This is a genomic window from Jejuia sp. G7-7 (assembly GCF_055808955.1).
The window spans coordinates 302,062-319,473 of record NZ_JBVVSZ010000002.1; the positions used below are offsets into that span (position 1 = coordinate 302,062).

Annotated in this window: 18 protein-coding genes, 1 tRNA gene and 1 pseudogene; 4 read left to right on the forward strand and 16 right to left on the reverse strand. The window is 32.8% G+C overall.

Going from position 1 to position 17,412, the window contains the following annotated elements; all coding sequences use genetic code 11:
- Positions 1–16: 16 nt before the first annotated feature.
- The 4 genes from AC0L5U_RS11460 to AC0L5U_RS11475 all read right to left on the reverse strand — a co-directional run bounded on the left by AC0L5U_RS11460 (position 17) and on the right by AC0L5U_RS11475 (position 6,431).
- Positions 17–1,192 carry a DUF4249 domain-containing protein gene (locus AC0L5U_RS11460; RefSeq protein WP_473416541.1) on the reverse strand — a complete coding sequence of 392 codons (1,176 nt, stop codon included), beginning with the start codon at positions 1,190–1,192 and terminating at the stop codon, positions 17–19.
- Positions 1,193–1,355: 163 nt separating this feature from the next.
- Complete coding sequence (locus tag AC0L5U_RS11465) at positions 1,356–4,964, reverse strand: FG-GAP-like repeat-containing protein (protein WP_473418279.1); 3,609 nt, start codon at positions 4,962–4,964, stop codon at positions 1,356–1,358.
- Positions 4,907–5,371 (reverse strand): FG-GAP repeat domain-containing protein, encoded by a 465-nt coding sequence (locus tag AC0L5U_RS11470; protein ID WP_473416542.1) that lies wholly within the window; start codon positions 5,369–5,371, stop codon positions 4,907–4,909. Before AC0L5U_RS11470 ends, AC0L5U_RS11465 begins: the two co-directional genes overlap by 58 nt.
- A gap of 978 nt (positions 5,372–6,349) precedes the next feature.
- Positions 6,350–6,431: transfer RNA gene (locus tag AC0L5U_RS11475), tRNA-Leu, on the reverse strand.
- A 174-nt stretch (positions 6,432–6,605) separates the two neighbouring features.
- Between AC0L5U_RS11475 and AC0L5U_RS11480 the strand changes: the two genes are divergently transcribed.
- From AC0L5U_RS11480 to AC0L5U_RS11490, 3 genes are all read left to right on the forward strand, one after another.
- Entirely contained in the window at positions 6,606–7,994 is a 1,389-nt protein-coding gene (locus AC0L5U_RS11480; protein WP_473416543.1) for a dipeptidase, read from the forward strand.
- A gap of 238 nt (positions 7,995–8,232) precedes the next feature.
- Positions 8,233–8,958 carry a DMT family transporter gene (locus AC0L5U_RS11485; protein WP_473416544.1) on the forward strand — a complete coding sequence of 242 codons (726 nt, stop codon included), beginning with the start codon at positions 8,233–8,235 and terminating at the stop codon, positions 8,956–8,958.
- Positions 8,959–9,019: 61 nt separating this feature from the next.
- A complete protein-coding gene (locus AC0L5U_RS11490; protein WP_473416545.1) occupies positions 9,020–10,120 on the forward strand; it encodes a DUF4407 domain-containing protein in 1,101 nt (366 codons plus the stop codon).
- A gap of 1 nt (position 10,121) precedes the next feature.
- On the opposite strand, the gene AC0L5U_RS11495 is transcribed toward AC0L5U_RS11490, so the two are convergent.
- Together AC0L5U_RS11495 and AC0L5U_RS11500 are read right to left on the reverse strand one after the other, a co-directional pair.
- The gene (locus tag AC0L5U_RS11495; protein ID WP_473416546.1) at positions 10,122–10,403 is read right to left on the reverse strand and encodes an STAS domain-containing protein; all 282 of its coding nucleotides are present in this window, start codon (positions 10,401–10,403) and stop codon (positions 10,122–10,124) included.
- Between the two features lie 153 nt (positions 10,404–10,556).
- Entirely contained in the window at positions 10,557–10,835 is a 279-nt protein-coding gene (locus AC0L5U_RS11500; protein ID WP_473416547.1) for an STAS domain-containing protein, read from the reverse strand.
- A gap of 228 nt (positions 10,836–11,063) precedes the next feature.
- Between AC0L5U_RS11500 and AC0L5U_RS11505 the strand changes: the two genes are divergently transcribed.
- Positions 11,064–11,285 carry a hypothetical protein gene (locus tag AC0L5U_RS11505; RefSeq protein ID WP_473416548.1) on the forward strand — a complete coding sequence of 74 codons (222 nt, stop codon included), beginning with the start codon at positions 11,064–11,066 and terminating at the stop codon, positions 11,283–11,285.
- A gap of 221 nt (positions 11,286–11,506) precedes the next feature.
- Here the strand turns inward: AC0L5U_RS11505 and AC0L5U_RS11510 are convergent, their stop codons facing one another.
- From AC0L5U_RS11510 to hemW, 10 genes and pseudogenes are all read right to left on the reverse strand, one after another.
- Positions 11,507–11,785: a DUF1272 domain-containing protein gene (locus AC0L5U_RS11510; protein WP_473416549.1), complete on the reverse strand. Its 279-nt coding sequence runs from the start codon at positions 11,783–11,785 to the stop codon at positions 11,507–11,509.
- 200 nt (positions 11,786–11,985) lie between these two features.
- Positions 11,986–12,564 (reverse strand): PhnA domain-containing protein, encoded by a 579-nt coding sequence (locus AC0L5U_RS11515; protein ID WP_473416550.1) that lies wholly within the window; start codon positions 12,562–12,564, stop codon positions 11,986–11,988.
- Between the two features lie 117 nt (positions 12,565–12,681).
- A complete protein-coding gene (locus AC0L5U_RS11520) occupies positions 12,682–13,209 on the reverse strand; it encodes a hypothetical protein (RefSeq protein WP_473416551.1) in 528 nt (175 codons plus the stop codon).
- Positions 13,176–13,505 carry a hypothetical protein gene (locus AC0L5U_RS11525; RefSeq protein WP_473416552.1) on the reverse strand — a complete coding sequence of 110 codons (330 nt, stop codon included), beginning with the start codon at positions 13,503–13,505 and terminating at the stop codon, positions 13,176–13,178. Before AC0L5U_RS11525 ends, AC0L5U_RS11520 begins: the two co-directional genes overlap by 34 nt.
- A gap of 142 nt (positions 13,506–13,647) precedes the next feature.
- On the reverse strand, positions 13,648–14,013 hold the full coding sequence (locus tag AC0L5U_RS11530) for an MmcQ/YjbR family DNA-binding protein (protein WP_473416553.1): 366 nt from the start codon (positions 14,011–14,013) through the stop codon (positions 13,648–13,650).
- Complete coding sequence (locus tag AC0L5U_RS11535; protein WP_473416554.1) at positions 14,010–14,294, reverse strand: hypothetical protein; 285 nt, start codon at positions 14,292–14,294, stop codon at positions 14,010–14,012. The genes AC0L5U_RS11530 and AC0L5U_RS11535 overlap by 4 nt, the downstream gene beginning before the upstream one ends.
- A gap of 61 nt (positions 14,295–14,355) precedes the next feature.
- Positions 14,356–14,643 (reverse strand): GNAT family N-acetyltransferase, encoded by a 288-nt coding sequence (locus AC0L5U_RS11540; protein WP_473418280.1) that lies wholly within the window; start codon positions 14,641–14,643, stop codon positions 14,356–14,358.
- Between the two features lie 107 nt (positions 14,644–14,750).
- Positions 14,751–15,359 (reverse strand): DUF4230 domain-containing protein, encoded by a 609-nt coding sequence (locus AC0L5U_RS11545; RefSeq protein ID WP_473416555.1) that lies wholly within the window; start codon positions 15,357–15,359, stop codon positions 14,751–14,753.
- Positions 15,360–16,109: a cyclase family protein gene (locus tag AC0L5U_RS11550; RefSeq protein ID WP_473416556.1), complete on the reverse strand. Its 750-nt coding sequence runs from the start codon at positions 16,107–16,109 to the stop codon at positions 15,360–15,362.
- Positions 16,109–17,238 (reverse strand): annotated as a pseudogene (hemW, locus tag AC0L5U_RS11555) (radical SAM family heme chaperone HemW). The gene AC0L5U_RS11550 and the pseudogene hemW overlap by 1 nt, the downstream one beginning before the upstream one ends.
- Positions 17,239–17,412 lie beyond the last annotated feature (174 nt).

Consider the following 17,412-nt stretch of genomic DNA (forward strand, 5'->3'; position numbering starts at 1 on the left):
CCTTAACTAGTTATAATTAATCTACCCATCCATTTGGACTAATGCCTGTTCTAAATCTAGACTCCTCACAAGGCACACTAGTAATTGGGATACAACGGTCTGGCGGTGGGCTCATATCACATTCTAATGGAATGCAAATATCCCGACAACTCTCATAAAAACCCGAACCGATAGGCCTTAATACAGCTGGCTCTTCAATTTGTGATCTATCAATAAACACGGATTTCACAACTGCAGATGCCGCCGTAAATCTGCCTAAAACAAACTCATCACTATCGCTTGGGTTATACATATTACCAATTAATGCAGCTGGAGGTGGCGCATTAAAACCTCCATTATTATCTACAATGTCTTTTAAAACTTTATAATATTTGTATGCCGAAGCTGAGAGCGAAAATTGTTGTATTTCTACTACAATATTGTTTTTGGTATATAATATCACGTTACCAACAGGTAAACCCTGTACCAAAACACCATTTGTAAAATCATCAGAAAATATATTTATTGATTCATTATATCGTATTTCCCAACAATCTGTATCGCATCCATAGGTCATTAACTTGTTTCTAAGTTGAGATACTGGACTAGCTACACATTTTCCATCTCTAAAAATAGTTTCGGGACATTGTTGACAAATATCTAGTTTTTCAAATGAACGAAACTTCCAGAGGTAATAATTCTTGCCGGCACCTGGATCATCAAGATCTAAAGAAATAAAGTGACCTGGCAGGAAAGCTTCTTCTCTTTCACGGAATAACAATTCTTTATTATAGGTAGCTTTTAAATTTGAAAACCCAACTGGCCCTATGATGGTTTCTGGTTTAGATTTGTATACTCTTCCATCTGAAAACTTAATTATGAGCTCCCATGATTCGCCAACCGATGCATAAAAATCGCTAGGAGGAATATAACTTCCTTGAGACTCTGTTAAAAAAACTTCAAGATTTGTGTTTATATTCCGGTAAGAAACAGTTGCATTTTTAACAAATAAATCTATTAATTTATTAGATCGAAATGTAGTCTCTGTTATATTAGTGTATGATCCACCTACAGCGGTTGAAACATATGCATCTACATACACCAATCCTTCTTTATAAACATATTCCGGTTCAACAGGATCTGTACAACTGGTATTAAACGTTAAACTTAAAAAAGATAGAACTACAAAAAGACCCTTTATTTTACTAAACATGTTATGCTATTTTTAAGCACCTTAAAGTTAAGCTAATAGCTAATATAACTAGCACGGTATAATGCTACAGAAAAGCATGGTATAAAGGATATTACTTGAAAATCTAAATATATTTCCTATATCATATAAAAAGATAATCACAACATTGAACCGATTTTGGTATCTATTCAATTATAATTGTTTTTGAAGTATTTCTCACTTTTAAAATATAAACCCCAGGAGTTAAACTAGTTAACATTTTGACCGTTGATATGTTATTAGTTTCATCATAAGACTTATTTGAAATAGTTATAAGACGCCCTTGAATATCGAATAACAAAATTTCATCTGAAATGCTAGTGTTTGATATAAAAATCTCATTATTTACCACAGGATTAGGATAGACAACCATTTGATTATTATCATTCTTACTCTCATTTTTTGAGAAATATGGTACTGCAAAACTAAAAGCATCAATGCCTATTTTCTCTCCTATTAATCGCCCAGGTAAATCATCAGCTGGTGGATGAATACCGCCCCAAATTCTACTCAAACTTGTTTGATCTGATGCATCACGGTAAGTTGCCCATTGTAATCTTACATCAACCGATGGCCCTTTTTCAAACACCAAAAATTCATCTTTTTTTGCCACAAACTCACCCATACCACCTGGAAAAAATTCATCTCCAGTTAGTAAAGTTAGTACCTCAGCCGCTGCTCTAGAGAATGTTGAATGCCCTGAGACAAATCCTGCAAATGGCGGCGTAACGAAAGAAGGGCGTTGGTAAGGCCACCAATGTTTTGCCAGAATCCATCCCACTCCTGCCACATCGGTATCAGAATTTTGAATAAAATCGTGACCTTTCCATGCCATTACCTTAATATCATTTACATTTTCGTTGTTTTTCCCAGCTAATATGTCACCTTCTTTTACCAACTCGATATAGCCATCTATCAGAGGTATACCCCCAATATGATAATTTGGTGAATTTTCATCGGTACTCTGCCCTAGTTCTGCCATATAGCGTATGGCTGATATTGGCCTTACATAATCATGCCATCCTTTTATACTCCATGCAGTTACCGCTGCATCATGCATAGCACCACCTAAAATAAAATACGATTTCACATCCCACTCTAAAGCATCTAAAACTTCTCCTTCCCCATTAAATTTCTTTTCAAAAAGCGCATGATCACTCACGTAATTTAAAATGGTAAACCAATGTCCTGGAGGGGTTTCAGAATCTGGACCATCTGCCCAAAACTCTGCCAAAACTCTTGCATAATCTGCTCTCGGAACCATTTGAGTTTCGTATGGCTGTTTAGTTACTGGATTGATTTGATGACCTTTACTAATATCTCCACCCTCAATTAAATCGTAAAACGTATCATGGTCAGAAAATGATTCTGGAATTGATGCGATATCAATATTCCCAATAGATTTTGGGGAGATATCCCATATCACACCATCTGAAGGGTCTAAATGAGAGCTCCAAACAGACACTAATGAAAAATTCCATTTATACAAATCGCTAGATGATGTATCGTCTGTAACACTTAAATATGGTGGTATTCCTGGATCTGAATAAACTTTATAATTGTAGCCCTCCCTTTGGCGGAGTGTTTTGTCGCTTTCGTTTAATGCAAATGGGAAAACATTACCCCATTCTGGCCCCAAAAAACCTGGTGTAGAACCCGCTATTAAATTACCGCTTTGGTCTATAAACGTATTGAAACTTAATGGCTGCCATCGGTTAGGGTCTATAATTCCTGTTGGATCTTCAGATATGGTTAGTTTTAGTGGAGGGTTAATAGGCTGGTAACTCAAATTACGATATTGATCAACTTCATTTGAACCATCTATATGGCCATAATCAATTATAGTTTTAGCAATAAAATTCCCTAAAGCTTCTGCGTTTCCGTTTGAATAATCTAAACCATCAAAACCAATATCAAATCCTAATTGTTGCATTATTAAATCAAATCGCTCTAAAGTTTCTTGAGCTCCCGGGGAGTTTTTAAAACGCTCTGACAATAAGCGATACGCAGCATAACTTATAGCTTTTCGCTGCGCCACATCTTTGTTTTCGGTTGCAGTAAACCCTGTAAAACTTCTTAAAAAACCATTTACTTGCTTTCCAATTAAGTAAGTTTCGGCTTCATCATTAAAAATAGCCCAGACATCGTAAAACGCTATAGCTGTATGAAACAAATTTCGGGCATGGACTGTTGGTCTTGCAAAGTCGTTTCTAATAGCCTCTAACAAAGCTTCATTCCAGATTCTCGCAATAGAGATATCATCTGGCGCATTATTAACATTTAAAGATACATTAAGTTCTTGAGGATCACTAATGCATTCTGTATCCAATTCTATAACAGTTATTTTACCTGAAGATTCCAACCCCCATTGCACCGTAATTTGCGCTGTACCTTGACCATCTATAATATGTCCCCCTTCTACAGACCAATTAGCTGTTCTATTTGCAGCAATAGGATAAGCGTATGTTTCTATTTTATTAACACCTGAACTTACAGCTCCCTCAATAGGCTTCGCTTCAATGTAAGTACATGTTGCACCATCGTTAAAAGTAGCATTTGGGTTGTAACTACATGATTTAACATCTGTACATCCAGGTATTTTAATACTTGGCATAATGTTTAAAACCTCATAACCTTGCCCTTCAACAGCTTTAATAAATGTATTTGAATTTAAGTTAGGATATGTTTCAATTAATCCCGAAGGCCATTTTATTTTAAGTTCTAAAACTTGTGTTGCATTACCTAAACCAAAATGTACCGGTTGTAAACTTTGTGATAAAAAACCGACTCCAGAATAATATCTATTATAAACGCCACCAGTTGTAAAAACGGTGACTGTTGTACCAATAGCATCTCGATTGGAAGCTGTACCTTCAAGCTGTACCCGTAGCCAATTTAAATTATGAGGTTGCCCAGTATCTATCAATTTATTTTCATAAAAAAATGATGATTGTTTTTGGTTGGTTACGAACATATCCAAATCGCCATCATTATCATAGTCAAAATCTGTAGCTTCTGTACTTCTTGTAATTTCATTTAATCCAGAATTGGCAGAAATATCTACAAACGTATTGTTGCCTTCAATTGTTAGATTTTTATAGTACGTATTGGGTTGTGCTTCTACAAAATAATAGCCATTGGCAACAAAAAGGTCTTCATCGCCATCTAAATCAAAGTCTGAAAAATTACTGCCCCATGCCCAACCAGATTTCATAATATTTTTTTGTGGGGACACCATGGTGAACGTTCCATTGTTATTATTTTCGAACAAACTATTTTCGTCCACTCCAGAGGTAAACACATCAAAATCGCCATCGTTTTCATAATCACTTATGGCTATACTCATGTCGTTTACATTTTCTCGACTCCCCAATCCATAATCATCGGCTTGATCTATAAAACTCGTCCCATTTTGGTTTATGAATAAATAATTTACATCAGAAAGATCGTTAGACACATACATGTCCAAATAGCCATCATCATTAAAATCAAAGGGCACCATCATGTAACTTCGTCTGGCCAAACCTAATTTTAGACCTGTATTTATTGTAACATCAGTAAACGTTCCGTTACCATTATTTCGATATAAAGTATTATTATAACATAAGCCCCAACTGTTAATGTATAAATCTAAATAGCCATCGTTATTAAAATCAAACCATGTTGCCCCTGTATTGTTGCAACCGTTGTTTTGATTTATTCCAGAAGATTGTGTGACATCTGTAAAAGTGCCATTGCCATTATTTGTAAACAGTTGAACTTTGTGTGCGTAGGTAAAAAAATATCGGGGTAGCCATCGATATTGTAATCTCCCCAAGATACTGAATACTTAAAACCGTCCAGACCAAAAAAATCTATACCATCGTCTACACCTTCTACAAACAGATTGGTTAAACCAGATTGAGCAGTTACATCGGTAAATCGCCCATTATTATCATTACGAAAAAGCCTACTGAATGATCTTTCAAAACCATGTCTTTCTTGCCTTTTAGCAACTACAAAAATATCCAGATCGTTATCATTATCGTAATCCGCTACGGCAACTCCATTGTTATCTTCCAGAATATTTAAGTTTGCATAGACTTCGGCTCTAACAAAATCCTGAGACCAAATAATGTTAGCTAAACACAGAAATAAAATGAAATTAACTTTTTTAATCATAAATTGATGTGGATTTATTTAAATAATTCTTCTGAAAAGAAATGACAGAATTATAATGCTACTTCCTCAATCTTAGGTTAACCTAAAAAAATTACAAAGAGCCAGCCATACTCTTCTCAACAAATTAGTGCTTAAAACAAAAATCAAACTAGTTTTTTAGCAAGAAAAAAATTGGACTTATAGATTTTCGAGCTTATTTAGTTCTTACAAATCAAAAATATCCAAATTTTGAAACTAAAAAGTTCTTTAGAATACCTACAAATTGTTGTAAACTATCATAGGTTATATTTTTCAATTTGATATAACCGTAATTTTAAAACACAATTAATATAATAACTTCAAATTTACCATAAGCCTAAACACTTAAATGACCATCAAGTTATCTGGAAATCAATTTAATGGGTGAAAATAAGAAGAAAGTAACCTCTGAAAAAACTAAGATAATTACTGAAGAAATCTGTGGAGAGACTGCCCTCTCATGGCACAAACTCCTTTTTTGCTTGGTTTATCAATTACACCACACCCACGTTTTAATATTTAAACACTATTAAATTTGATTCAATCGTCAAGTGTTTTAATCATTCCATTAAAAAACAAAATATTATTAAGCAGAAGATAAACAGTATAATTCTGTACTTGTTCTATAGTAGATGAAATAAAAAAGAGCTGCAATTTCTTGAACTCCTATCATTGCAAGTAACGGGAACTGGACTCGAACAAATGACCTTTGGGTTATGAGCCTAAAGAAAAATATAAGAAGACTAAAAATCAATGACTTTTTCTAACACAGCATCTGTATCCTTTTGCATAAAATTCGATTGATAATAAACTTTTAAATTAAATACTAAATAAAGTTAAACTGAATCAAATACTATTAAGTAGTAGAAAATAACAAAATGTTGTACCTATGTTGTACCTGTATAAAAAATGGTTGTAATTTTAAACGAAAAAAGTCGAAGATTTCTCTTCGACTTTTTGTGCGGGCGGGGAGACTCGAACTCCCACACCTCGCGGCACCAGATCCTAAGTCTGGCGTGTCTACCAATTCCACCACGCCCGCTTTTTCAATATTTTAAGAACTTTTATTTGTTTAAATCCTAAGTCTAGCGTGTCTACCAATTCCACCACGCCCGCTAAAGGTCTGCAAATATAAACAAGATTTTTAAATTGCAAACTTTATAGTATCAAAAAACATTCTTTTTTATACTTTTGAATGCATCCTTATAAAAACCTCATGAATCACATTCAATCTTACATAAAAGAACACAAAGACAGATTTCTAAATGAACTTGTAGAACTCTTAAAAATTCCATCTGTAAGTGCAGACCCTGCTTATAAAAATGACGTTTTAAAAACCGCAGAAGCTATTAAAACAAGTCTAGAAAAAGCAGGTTGTGATTCAGTCGAAATTTGCAAAACAGATGGCTATCCAATAGTTTATGGTGAAAAAATTATTGACAAAAACTTGCCTACTGTTTTGGTTTACGGTCATTATGATGTACAACCCGCTGACCCTATAGAATTATGGGATTCGCCACCTTACGAACCTGTAATAAAAAAAACAAAAAAACACCCAGAGGGTGCAATTTTTGCCCGAGGTGCTTGTGATGATAAAGGTCAAATGTACATGCATGTAAAAGCCATGGAATTTATGACATCCACAAACCAATTACCTTGTAATGTAAAATTTATGATTGAAGGCGAAGAGGAAGTTGGAAGCGCAAACCTCGCAACATTTGTAAAAAGTAATCAAGAGAAATTAAAAAACGATGTCATTCTAATTTCTGATACAGGTATGATTGCTAACCAGGTACCTTCAATTACAACCGGACTTAGAGGCTTAAGCTATGTAGAAGTAGAAGTTAAAGGTCCAAACCGCGATTTACACTCAGGTCTCTATGGTGGTGCAGTAGCAAACCCAATCAACATACTTACTAAAATGATTGCATCGCTCCATGATGAAAATAATCACATCACAATCCCAGGGTTTTACGAAAACGTAGAAGAATTATCAAAAGAAGAACGTACAGAAATGGCAAAAGCCCCTTTCAATTTAGAAAACTACAAAAAAGCATTAAATATTGAAGCTGTATATGGAGAAGCTGGCTACTCTACCAATGAACGCAACTCCATTCGCCCAACCTTAGATGTTAACGGAATTTGGGGTGGCTATATCGGAGAAGGCGCAAAAACTGTTATCGCTAGTAAGGCCTATGCAAAAATTTCTATGCGCTTAGTACCTCATCAAGATTGGGAAGAAATTACAAAGTTGTTTAAAACCCATTTTGAAAGTATCGCTCCAAAAGGTGTAACCGTAAAAGTAACACCTCATCATGGTGGCCAAGGCTATGTTACCCCTATAAATAGCATCGGCTATCAAGCGGCAAGTAAAGCCTACCAGAATACATTTGGTAAAATCCCAATTCCTCAGCGTAGCGGAGGCAGCATCCCCATTGTTGCGCTTTTCGAGCAAGAACTAAAAAGTAAAACCATTTTAATGGGCTTTGGCTTAGATAGTGATGCCATACATTCCCCAAATGAACATTTCGGAATTTGGAATTACCTAAAAGGCATAGAAACCATCCCATATTTTTATAAATATTTCACAGAACTATCAAAATAATTTGGGTGTTACCACAAGGGTCGGGCTTTCACTACTCGCTCCCTCCTACGTCGGGGAGCTCAAACAGACCGTTCAATCCCTAACACAAGCCTAGGCATTTCATGAAAAATACGCATTTAAAAAATATCTTAGAACTAAGCTTTGCTACACTATTGATTAGTTCAGCAGCAGTATTCGGGAAATATATAGATATGCCTGCTGCTGTTATCATATGGTGGCGTGCTTTTTTGCTTTAATAATGCTATTTATTTATTGTAAAATTAAGAGCATAAGCTTAAAAGTTAATTCAAAAAAAGACAAAGCTACTTTCATAGTAAGTGCCTTACTCCTTGGCGGGCATTGGATTACCTATTTCTATTCAGTAAAAATCTCAAACGTCTCAATTGGAATGTTATCACTGTTTACATTTCCAGCCATAACTTCAATTTTAGAACCACTAATTTCAAAAACAAAATTTAACAAAGTACACATTCTTTTAGGAATTTTAGTACTAATAGGTATTTATGCATTGGTTCCTGAATTTAATATTGAAAACACAAATGTAAAAGGCGTACTTTGGGGTGTGTTTTCTGCATTACTGTTCTCTATTAGAAATATTATTATTAGAGAGTCAGCAAAAAAATACAATGGTATTATGGTAATGGTGTATCAACTTTTGGTTGTAACAATAGCCGTTTCTCCAGTATTATATTTCTTAGATAATTCAAAAATAACTATTCAATTGCCTTACATAACTTTGTTGGCGTTACTTTCAACTGCCATAGGTCATAGCTTGTTTATACGAGGTTTAAAGCATTTTTCTGCTAGCACATCAAGTATAATTGTAAGCACACAACCTGTTTTTGGTATTATTTTAGCGTTTATATTTTTAAATGAAATTCCTACTTCAAACACCTTTATTGGAGGTGCTTTAATTATTTCTACAGTTATTATTGAGAGTATTCGGTCTAGAAAATCCTCCTAAAAGTGTAACATTTTAAGCTTTTTAACGTTCTAATAGTCAATCAATCAAAATCAATCACATTATGTTAAAGCGCTTTTTCATCATCTGCTCTGGTGCAGATACTTCTATTTTAAACAATTGCTCATCAGGAGAGCAAAATAAATATGCAGGCATTGGTGCTACTGTGTTTTTTACAGCAGTTATGGCTTTTATAGCTGGTAGCTATGCACTTTATACCGTTTTTGACAATTTGTTTTCTTCTATTTTTTTCGGACTTATTTGGGGGTTACTCATTTTTAATTTAGACCGCTATATCGTTTCTACCATCAAGAAAACAGGAAATGTGTTAGATGAAATTTTGCAAGCTTCTCCTAGAATTATTTTAGCCATAATCATCGCTATTGTAATTGCAAAACCTTTGGAATTGAAAATTTTTGAAAAAGAAATTAATCAGGTATTACTGGAAGAAAAAAATGTTATGACCTTGGCTAACAAAACTCAAATAGCAGAACAGTTTACACCTGAAATTGAAATTTTAAACGCAGAAATCAAGGCACTTCAAAATGAAATCACCAACAAAGAAACCGAAGTTAATAATTTATATAGCACTTATATTTCTGAAGCTGAAGGAACTGCTGGCACAAAACTTTTAGGGAAAGGCCCTGTGTATGCAGAAAAACGAGAAAAACATGACGCTGCTTTAGTAGATTTACAAACCCTTAAAACTGAAAATAAAGCTAAAATTCTAGCTGCCGAAACAAAAATTGCGGAGTTAAAAGGAGATTACAACTCACAAGTGATAACTTCCCAACCAATAATTAATAATTTTGATGGTTTAATGGCAAGAATTAATGCATTAAACAAATTGCCTTGGCTACCTTCTTTCTTTATTTTTCTATTGTTTTTAGCTATAGAAACCGCTCCAATTTTTGCCAAACTATTAGCACAAAAAGGCAGTTACGATTTTAATCTTGAAGATCAAGAAGATATTGTTAGAAGTATTATTCTTCAAAATAAAAACCAAAGAACAACAATGATCGATACGGAAAACACAATTAATAACCGTGTTTACACCAACATTAAAAACGATGATGAATTGTATGCCTATAAGCACAAAAAGGCACGCGAATTGATGCAACTACAAGCTGATGCATTTTATAAAAAACAAAAAACTGTTTTGTAATTTAAGCTGCAGCTTCAGTTGATTCAAAATGGTCATAAATTTCTTTACAGCCTAAACCAATAATTGAAAACTCTTTTTGATTTTTCTCTGCTTGATAATGCAAATTAGCAAGAACATCTAAACCTTTAGTATCTATTGACTTTAGGTTTTCAATATTGATAGTGAGTTTATCAAACTTTTTGTAAGCATTAAAAATTTCTTTCTCCAAAAACTCTGAAGTATTTCTATTTAAATCCCCCTTAAGGTTAAAGAAATTATTGCAATTTGTGATTTTTAAATCCATGTTAGATTATTTAGTTCAACGGTAAATTTGGTATTTAATCGATAAATTATGTCGCTAACATACAAAAAATATTTAAATTTCCTACCATATGTTAAAATAATCATAAATTTATTAAAATTTATAGCATTTAAAAAAAGGGGGAATTCAGAAAAATTAAGCTGCTTCGTTAGCTCTAAAATGATCGTAAAGTTCTTTACAACCTAAACCAACTATAGCTAATTGTATGTTGTTTTTTAAAGAATTTGAATGTAAATCAGCCAAAGCATTTACACCAAAACGGTCAACGCTTTCCAAACCTTCTACACTAATGGTAAGGTTTTTAAATCTTTTGAAAGCTTTATTAAATTCTGTTTGAAAAATATCAACATTATTTTTGTTGAGGTTTCCTTTTAACTTGAAGAAGTTGTTACAACTGGTAATTCTTAAATCCATAATAAATAAATTTTTAGTTCGACAATAAATTTGGGCTATTAATAGTCTGATTATGATGTAAATATATAATGTTATATTAATATCACTCTAATTTTTCGACCAATAGAATTTAACTCTCGTTGAAAAATACTTGGATGTAAATTTCATCGGTGAGTAACATTTGTATTCCTATGTTATCCTAAAATTTGATTACTTTTACCTAGAAATACTTTTGAAAAACCTACTATTATGAATAAATTAATTATAATTATATCTCTTTTTGTACTTACCTCTAGTTATGCCCAAACTTCTGAAATTGCTGACATTAAAGCCATAAATAAAGTTTTAAAAAAATCACGAATTGCTTGGTCTAACAATGATATAGAAGGGTTTATGGATAGTTATTGGAAAAATGATTCTTTGGCGTTTTACGGAAAAAAGGAGTTACTTATGGTTGGGAAAATACACTAGACCATTATTTAACTTATTATCCTACTGCTGCTTATACAGGGAAATTAAGTTTCAAAATTAATGCTATTAATAATATCTCTCCAGGCTCTTATTATGTTTTAGGTGAGTTTCATATTAAAAGAGACATTGGTAATGCCGATGGAATTTTTATGCTTGTATTTAAGAAAATTAATGGAGAGTGGAAGATTATTGCTGATACCTCAGCCTAAAACAAAATTATTCTATTTAATACTTTTAAGTTTTTCTAACAGTTTTTGATGTTTTTTAATATCTACAGGTTTGTAAACCACCTTTTTTAAGGCTGGATATTTATCTAGTAAACCCTTAGGACGTATGGGACGATTTTCAAACGTGCCTTTACAATTTGGACAAACGTGTTGCAAAATGGTTTCTACACAGTTTTCACAAAATGTACATTCGAATGAACAAATTATGGCTTCTTTAGAATTGAAAGGCAATGAGGTATTACAATTTTCGCAAGTTGGTCTTATTTCTAACATTTTACTTCAATATATACTTATTACGATTTCGGGTTAAGCAATGACAATTGCGGACTGGTGCGTTAGGGATAGTAGAGAAACATTTATGTTCATGAATTCATTAATATAAAATGAAAAACCATGAATAAAAGCCCACCGCCCGACTTAGGAGGCGCGAGGACTTGCAACAGATAGCCCGACCCTTGGGTAAAGCCCAAATATTAAGTTTTCTTTACATAATCTGTTATTATTACTATTTGTTGTGCACCAACTTTTCCTTCTATGTATTTATCATTTTCTCGATCTAAACGGATATTACGTACCGCAGTACCTTGTTTAGCAACCATACTGGAGCCTTTTACTTTTAGATCTTTTATCAAAACTACATTGTCACCATTTTCTAAAATGATACCGTTTGTGTCTCGGTGAATAATTTTTTCGCTTTCATCTTTATGCTCGCCTGTTGCTCTTGCTAGTACTAGTGACTCATCGTCCAGATACATCATGTCTAATAAATCTTTTGGCCAGCCTTCGTTACGGAGTCTTTGGAGCATTCTCCACGCCATAATTTGAACTGCTACATGCTCACTCCACATGCTATCGTTTAAACAACGCCAATGGTTGGGATTTATTTCTGTATCACCATTTATTTGATCTAAACAGGTTTTACATGCTAAAATATCGTTAGCCACATTTTCGTTTAGTGATGGCGGAATGGTGTATTGCTTTAAATCTTGTGTTGAAGCGCACAACTCGCATGTATTGTTGCTTCTATCTTGTAAAGTTTGGAGTACGCTCATGACTACTGATGTTTGTTTTGCAATAATACATTTAAATTAGAGGTTGAACAAGTTTGGTTTTTAGAAACAAAAAAAGGATACTAGATAGCATCCTTTTTTTGTGAATTTTAAACTATTTTATTTTGAAAGATCATAAATAAAGGTATATAAATAATCGCCATGAACACCTGTAAAATAGCTGCTCCAAGTTTTTCCTTTAGCTTTATTCTCTTCTGTATCTGGCCATGCTTCTTTTATTAACTCATCTGTTCTGTCAAACATTTTATCTAAGTCTGATACTGAGTCGAGAAAAAATGCTTCAACAAATTCAGTTTTGTCTGATCCCCAAGCATGCACATTTGGATAGTATCCTTTTATGTATTCGTTTTTATTTACTGTGTTTTCTAAAAAATTTTTCCTCATAGTTTCAAACTCCTCCATTGAGCCTTCTTCAGGAAAAGCAAAATGACTTTTTCGTACATAGCACAGCATATCTTTTGTTGGTTGTTCTTTCATGTGCTTAGCGCCTGATATAGGTGCGTAAATTTCATCAGAATGCTCATTACTATAATAAGAATTTAGATTTTTTAAAAATGCTTTTCTCTTCGCTTCATCTGGCCATGCTTCTTTTTCTAACTCTGCGTTTCGTTTTCCAAACTTGCCCATATCTTCCCAGAAGCAAAGTTTTGTACTGTTAGGAACTCAGTATTATCAGCTGTCATATTATGAATATACATGGAAGCACCCATGATATATTCATTCTTCATGGTTACTTTTTCATGATACTCTTTTGCTGCAGCTTTCCACTCACTCATTTTAAAATCCTCCTTATCCATATTCCAATGGTTGGTGGTTACAGCCATAAATTGCTGACTTTCTGGAGTTTCATCTTGAGCAAAAATTGCAGATGGAATTAATAGCAATAGAAAAATTGCCACAAAAAATTGGTTAGTTGTTTTCATAATCTGTTAAAAATTAAAGTTAATATATTGGTTAAAATTAAATACTACTTTAAGATTTAAGGGCTTTAATGATTATGCTATAAAATATGTAAGGAATTAGAGAGATTATAAATGTAACTAAAAAGAATTGATTATCAGTATTTTAATCAAACAAAGATTCTCTCATTTTTTTGGTCATGCCTTTTACCACCATATCGTATGAATGATCTATCAATTGCTTTATGAGTTGAGGTTGCAATTCGCCTTCGTGAAGATATAGTGTGTTCCAATGTTTTTTACTCATATGATATCCTGGACGGATGCTGGAGTGTTCTGCACGCAATTCTTGAGAGTACTCTGGATCTGCCTTTAAATTTATTGCTGCTTCTCCTCTTTCCCACCATTTAAGTGAAGCCAATGCAAACATTTTGCCTAGCACTTTAAATACTAGTGTATCTTCATCGAAAGGAAAATCTTCGGTAGTTCCTTTTTTACTTAAGCAGTATGTTCTTATTTGTTCTATGTTCATATTGCATCCACTAGTATTAAAATAATAATTATAAAATTAATAAAAACACTTACATAATTGATATAATAGTTGATTTGAATTGCTTTCGAAAAATAAGATATTCCCCAATCAATTATCATCCAAAATAAACCTAAAACCATAAAAAATAAAGGAAGAATAAAACCTAATGGAGGTGTATGACTATCAACTAAACCATATTGATGAATGGCAAAAATTGTTAAACAAATACCAATTGAGAAAATAATTATTTTAACATTATTGTATACGTTTAATGTTCTCATAGTTATTATTTGGTCTATATTAATATCTGGCTTTCCTCTAAAAAAAGGAATTAATTTGAGACTAAAGGAGTCTTTCCATAACTTTTTCAGGATGTTTTAGTTCAGTATACCCGTATTGTTTATAGAGACCATGAGCATCAGCAGTTTTTAACATCCAGACTTTACAATTTTGCAATTCTTCTGCTGAATGAACTGCCTCCATAAGTTGTTTGGAATATCCTTTCCCTCTAAACTTTGGCAATACAAACACATCCATTATATATGCAAAAACAACATAGTCTGTAGCTATTCTTGCAAAACCAATTTGGGTTTCTTCTAGATAAATACCAAAACATAGACAATTGTCTATTGATTTTTTACTTCTTCAACAGTTCTACCTTTCGCCCAGTATGATTGTGTTAAAAGAGTGAATCACATCAATTTGAAGTTTGCTTTTATCTTTTGAAATCTCTAGCATTACTCCAATTTTTTAGTACTTTTCTCTTCTATTTTTAATGCTGAATAATCTAATTTCCAACCAATGGTTTCCACTATTGTTTCAATAAGCAAAATAGTTTCTAAGGCTTCTTTTTGAGCTATTTCTATAAGTCCGCTTTCTGGAATTTTATCTTTTATGTGAAGTTTTGCCTCGTTGTGTAAGCCTGTTAAATCTGTAGCTTCAAATTTATTAAAATACCCATCAGACTTATCATAATAGTTTAAGTTAGTTTCAATTGACAGTACCTCAGGTTGCGGAAAATGCTCTAAAAGAATCTTCTTTTTGTCGGTGTCTGCTTTTAATTCAATTTTTGATAAATCATACCCCACATGTGCCTTAGCATTTATCACTACAAGTGCTTTCTTCTTGCTAGTAATAAGTTTTAGAAACTTTTGCTTTACATCTTCATAATGATAAATCTCAGCAAAATCTCCCTCAACAGTTATAAACTTACATACTTTTTTTATCTTATCTAAGAGAATTGTAGATTGGGCATTTACCAATTGCTTTTTCTTAATAGTCTTTACAAAAGTAACGCCTGCTAGAGTGACTAAAGCTCCAATTATTATTGCTAAAAAAACTTCCATTTAATCAATTATTTTATACAGAATAGGTTTACTGGGTGTTGCATCATTTTCAAACGGAGCTATTTGTAAATTTAAAAAATACTCGCCATCTTCAATTTTATTAGGCACATAAATCAACTCTGTTATAGTAGCATCTATCCTTAATTTCCCTTTTGTATTCCAAAATGCATTATGTCCTAAAAGTTGACAATCATCTTTTTCTCTATCTATACTTGGAGTATCAATCAGTAAATGCTTAATGCCTTTACTAACTAAAAAATCTACTGTTTCTTCTAGTAAATACGTCCAATTTGTGTTAGAATATTGTCTCGAAATTTTCTCATTTGTATTAGGCATGGTTCGCAATACAACTGCGTCTCTTTTTTTATTTCCTAATGCAAATTGCAACTGTTTTTTAGAAATAACTTTATCTTTTAAATACTTTTCTGGAGCTACGGTAATCACTTCTGCCAAAAAGAAAAACTGCTTTAAATTTTGGTTGATTGAATATGGCTTTTCTGTAATATGTCCAGCACATTCGGTATGTGTACCGTGTGCATGAGGGTTGAATACGATGTTATTAAAATTGATGCAAGCACCTTCTTTTACACTTGCAGTCCATTCGCCATCCTTTACTGCTTCTATTTTAGGCTCGTCAACATACCAAGCGTTTACATTATTTTTTGATGCCCGTAATGGAATTGAAATATCTAGGGGTTTTTCTAAGTCTATTTGAAGTTTTCTAGAATTATATTGTATTGTTGCAATCACTATAAATTAATTTTAAAAAGATTTGAGGCAATACCATCACTTAAAAATTTGCCTTTTTTAGTGGTTAATAATTTATCATCATCAATATACAATAAATGTTCTTGAATATAAACTTCGGATTGTTGCAAAAGATATTTTTTATAATTCTCTCCAAAATTATTCTGGATTTTTTCTAGTGAAACTCCCCAAACGGTACGTAAACCAGTCATAATATATTCATTAAACTTATCGGTAACTGAAAGTGTTTCGGTTTCCGAAGGCAATCTATTTTGTTGAATTGCTTTAATGTACTGTGTATTATTAGACACATTCCAACTACGCTGGTCACTATTAAAAGAGTGTGCTGAGGGGCCAATTCCTAAATAAGATTTTCCTTGCCAATAGGCTGAATTATTTTTACTGAAATAGTTTGGCTTCCCGAAATTGGACAATTCATAATTCACAAATCCCGATGCTTCTAGTTTGTCAACAAGAATAGTAAATTGTTCTTGAGCCAAATCATCATCTACATTTTCTATAACACCTTTTTTTATAAATGATGCTAATACTGTTTTTGGCTCTACCGTTAAGGCATAACAGGAAATATGCGGTACATTAAAAGCTAATGCAGTTTCTATATTTTCTATCCATTCTTCATTATTTAGTCCAGGGATACCGTAAATTAAATCTATTGAAATATTATCGAAATATTTAATAGCTTCTTCAAGACATTTTTTAGCTTCATTAGCATTATGAGCTCGATTCATCAATTTTAAATCACGTTCAAAAAAGGATTGAATACCAATACTTAATCGGTTTATTTGTGATTTTCCCAAAGTCTGAATGCGCTCAGGCAATAAATCGTCTGGATTGGCTTCTAAAGTTATTTCTGGATTTTCAGAAACCGAATAGTTTTTATAAACAGTATCAATAATCAATTGCAATTCACTATTTGATAACAAACTTGGAGTACCTCCTCCGAAATAAATAGTCTCTACAGCTTTATTCTGAAATTCTTCTTGTCGCAATTCTAACTCTTTTATGACACATTGAATGAGTTCATCTTTCTTTTTAAAGACGTTGAAAAATGGAAATCACAGTAGTGACAGGCTTGTTTACAGAACGGTATATGAATATAGATGCCAGCGATAATTAACAGTTTTAGTTTTACTAATTATGATGATTAAAATTAGGTTTAAACTTCCTTTTAACCACAAAATTTCTACGATAAGCAATATAAATTGAATAGCCGAAGAAACCAAAAGCTAAAACTACAGTAAACCAAATATATTTGTTTTTCTTCTTTTTAAATGAAGTGAGATAT

What these genes read in the sequence shown, in the direction of transcription:
- AC0L5U_RS11460 (WP_473416541.1), bottom strand. Translation starts at nt 1,192, where the DNA reads ATGTTTAGTAAAATAAAGGGTCTTTTTGTAGTTCTATCTTTTTTAAGT.
- AC0L5U_RS11470 (WP_473416542.1), bottom strand. Translation starts at nt 5,371, where the DNA reads ATGATTAAAAAAGTTAATTTCATTTTATTTCTGTGTTTAGCTAACATT.
- AC0L5U_RS11480 (WP_473416543.1), top strand. Translation starts at nt 6,606, where the DNA reads ATGAATCACATTCAATCTTACATAAAAGAACACAAAGACAGATTTCTA.
- AC0L5U_RS11485 (WP_473416544.1), top strand. Translation starts at nt 8,233, where the DNA reads ATGCTATTTATTTATTGTAAAATTAAGAGCATAAGCTTAAAAGTTAAT.
- AC0L5U_RS11490 (WP_473416545.1), top strand. Translation starts at nt 9,020, where the DNA reads ATGTTAAAGCGCTTTTTCATCATCTGCTCTGGTGCAGATACTTCTATT.
- AC0L5U_RS11495 (WP_473416546.1), bottom strand. Translation starts at nt 10,403, where the DNA reads ATGGATTTAAAAATCACAAATTGCAATAATTTCTTTAACCTTAAGGGG.
- AC0L5U_RS11500 (WP_473416547.1), bottom strand. Translation starts at nt 10,835, where the DNA reads ATGGATTTAAGAATTACCAGTTGTAACAACTTCTTCAAGTTAAAAGGA.
- AC0L5U_RS11505 (WP_473416548.1), top strand. Translation starts at nt 11,064, where the DNA reads ATGAATAAATTAATTATAATTATATCTCTTTTTGTACTTACCTCTAGT.
- AC0L5U_RS11510 (WP_473416549.1), bottom strand. Translation starts at nt 11,785, where the DNA reads ATGTTAGAAATAAGACCAACTTGCGAAAATTGTAATACCTCATTGCCT.
- AC0L5U_RS11515 (WP_473416550.1), bottom strand. Translation starts at nt 12,564, where the DNA reads ATGAGCGTACTCCAAACTTTACAAGATAGAAGCAACAATACATGCGAG.
- AC0L5U_RS11520 (WP_473416551.1), bottom strand. Translation starts at nt 13,209, where the DNA reads ATGGGCAAGTTTGGAAAACGAAACGCAGAGTTAGAAAAAGAAGCATGG.
- AC0L5U_RS11525 (WP_473416552.1), bottom strand. Translation starts at nt 13,505, where the DNA reads ATGAAAACAACTAACCAATTTTTTGTGGCAATTTTTCTATTGCTATTA.
- AC0L5U_RS11530 (WP_473416553.1), bottom strand. Translation starts at nt 14,013, where the DNA reads ATGAACATAGAACAAATAAGAACATACTGCTTAAGTAAAAAAGGAACT.
- AC0L5U_RS11535 (WP_473416554.1), bottom strand. Translation starts at nt 14,294, where the DNA reads ATGAGAACATTAAACGTATACAATAATGTTAAAATAATTATTTTCTCA.
- AC0L5U_RS11545 (WP_473416555.1), bottom strand. Translation starts at nt 15,359, where the DNA reads ATGGAAGTTTTTTTAGCAATAATAATTGGAGCTTTAGTCACTCTAGCA.